The sequence below is a fragment of the Streptomyces sp. MK37H genome (genome assembly GCF_018035285.1).
GTDB lineage: Bacteria > Actinomycetota > Actinomycetes > Streptomycetales > Streptomycetaceae > Streptomyces > Streptomyces endocoffeicus.
Genome location: NZ_JAAAYH010000720.1, coordinates 1 through 2,665, shown reverse-complemented (window position 1 = coordinate 2,665; position 2,665 = coordinate 1). Strand labels below are relative to the sequence as shown.

The following is a 2,665-nucleotide window of genomic DNA, read 5'->3' as shown; positions in this document are numbered from 1 at the left end:
ACTCTGGCGGCAGCAGACTCGCACGTCCTGCCAGACTCTCGAGGTGCGCGGAAGCCCGTCGTAACCTCGGGTGCTCCCCGCACCCAAGGCCCCCTCTCGGGCTCCAAGATTTGATCACCCCCACGTCTGGCGCCGGCGACGCGACTGCTGACTGACCATAGAGCCGGACCGATAGATCATCATTTGTCGCCTGGTGTCCAAACATGTGAAGCACGGTCAATCTAGACCATCGGAGCCCATCTGAAGAGGGGATGTGTGTAATTTGTGTTCAAACTTTGAAGCTCGATCCACCGATCAGTGACCGCCCGCGGGTGCCTTGACGACAAAGACGCCCCTTGCGACCTGCGATGGCGGGAGTTCTCGGGGCTGCCGGCACCGGCAATCCCGAGACGTCCCGCCACTGCCGGCTGGGCCGCGCCCAGGCCCTGTCCGGTGGCGCCGCACGCCGCGCGTGCCGGGCGGCACGGGCCCCGGCAAGATCCGCTGGACAGCACGCCTGGCCGGCCCCTGGGCGCAGCACGGCCGGCCCTGCCGCTACGAGTTGGCCCCGGCCTCACTCACCGAGCCTGTGGGTGCCGGAAGTTATGCCATCCAGGCTGTCCTGGTGTTTCGGATCTCGACACCTCTGTCCCGGCCGCGGCCTGACGGGTGCTCCGTGCCGCCCCGACCCCGTCCGACGAAGGCCGGGGCGGTCGTGGTGGTCCCTCACCACCGAGTACCGAGGAGAAGGACGCCACCACGACCGGACCCACAAGGCGCTGATCGCCGCCACTGGATCCAGCAACCGCAAGGTCGTCCTGCCAAGAAGTCCTCGGCGCGCCTCTCACCGCACGCGGCAGCGGCCGGGGTCAGCCAGCCGTCTTCACCTTGACCGCCTTGGCGACCTGGCAAGTCTTCGGCATTGCGGCGGAGTCGCCCTTCCACGCGGCGGACGCGAGCGCGCTCTTCATGGCTCCGGCTTGTACGGGCTGGTTGGTGAGGGTGGTGTAGACCGCTTGGTCGGGGTGTGCGGAGTTCAGGAAGCGGACCTTGACGGTGTAGGCGTAGTCCGCCGCGCCGTTGGCGTTGTCGAGCTGGATGACCGCGAACAGCTTGGACGCGTCACGGAGCTGGCACGACTTGATGCTGACCTCGACCTTGGACGTGACGGTCTGGGCGGTGCCGGATCCACCGGTCGACCCGCTCGCTGCGGCGGACGGCGACGCTGTGGTCTTCGAACCCGGCGAGCCGCTGCTGCTCGCACCCTTCTTCCCTTCCTTCCCGGCGTCAGACGACGCATCGCCCGATCCGCCGCTGGAGCAGGCCGAGAGAGCGAGGAGGGCGGAGGCGGCGAGCGCGCCGAACGCGGCGACGCGAGGAAGGTGGCGCATGGTGAAGGTCCCCCGTTAGGACACGGATTCGCCGGACGGACCGGCCGAGTCGGCTTCACGCTACACCTGCCGTAATAGCCACGTGCCAAGCGGCTGGGCGATCACTGGGTGATCCCGGGGCGGTCCGAGCTTCCAACGGGTGGCAAGTGCTGTACACCGCGAGTGGCCGTGGCGCCCGCAGCGCGGGCAACACGGGCTGCACGCTATCGGCAGATGCCGGACGAGCGACAGAAGGCGCTGTTCGCGGCCTTGCGCTCGACCGGGGTGCCGACGGCTGCGGAGCAGCGCCTATCGACACGGTTCTGCCCACGAGGGCAGGCGGTCCTGGCGATTCGGCATGCCGGACTCAGTGAGGCGGGCACCTGTGGTCCAGGTTGTCTTGCACGCACACCTGTCGTGGTTCAGCCGCACGCTCATCGACAGCGGTCACGTGGTCGGCCGACCGTCCCTGCGCAGGGCTGCGGCCGTGCGGGATGCGCCGCGACGACGCGTTCGTATGCGAATCCGGCCTCGCCGACAACGGCGACTTCGAGCTGTAGATCCGCCCCTTGACAGGCGCCAACGGCGTCCAACCAAGCCGCCTGCCCCGATCAGGCTCGGGCCTCGCCGGCGTCACCTTCTCCAGACGGGACCAATCCGCTCTGTCGCCCCGCCGAAAGGCAGAATCAGACTCCTCCTGGCCATCAGCCAGATTCCGTCCACCTTGCGGAACGTGTCCTCGTAGTGCCCCACATTCGCCGGCAGCCGAGGCGGCAGGAGCGTGCCCTCGGTATAACCGTCAACCCGATAAGTGGCGAAGTAGGTGGTTGCGGTAGCGGAGAAGGCCGAATCCACGGTCACAAGGATGTTGGTGCACATACGGCGCGACAGACGATCCGCGGGGCGGGACCCGAAGTAGTCACGCAGAGCAGCACGGCCTTCAACACGACGGCCGTCATGGAGCCACTCCCAGACACCATCGGGGGTGAAGAGATCGGCAACCGAGCTCGGTTGCCCCAGGTCAAGTCTGTGGATGAACTCGAGGATCAGGCGTTCGACGGCTCGCTCCGCCAGCAAGCGGTCTATCGGTGTCAGCGCTTCAGCATCCATGGCCGTGTCCTACCAGGATCACGCCCACTCCCACGACCAGTTATCCCGGGCGTCGAACCACGCCACGCCGCCAACAGCCGCTGCGAGCACGCGGTGAAGCCGTACGGCAAGCCCCGCGATCCGGAGTCCGGCTTGCCCGGACCGGACCGCATTCGCCGTCGTGTGCAGCGAGCCCCTGCGCGTCCTCGCCGAACCTGTGGGCTCGG

Annotated in this window: 2 protein-coding genes; both read right to left on the bottom strand. The window is 67.7% G+C overall.

Annotation, left to right across the window (positions count from 1 at the left end):
* Window positions 1-848 precede the first annotated feature (848 nt).
* Window positions 849-1,370, bottom strand: a complete 522-nt coding sequence (locus tag GWI24_RS43185; RefSeq protein WP_210951481.1) for a hypothetical protein — start codon at window positions 1,368-1,370, stop codon at window positions 849-851.
* 612 nt (window positions 1,371-1,982) lie between these two features.
* A complete protein-coding gene (locus GWI24_RS43180) occupies window positions 1,983-2,459 on the bottom strand; it encodes a nuclear transport factor 2 family protein (protein ID WP_210951480.1) in 477 nt (158 codons plus the stop codon).
* Window positions 2,460-2,665 lie beyond the last annotated feature (206 nt).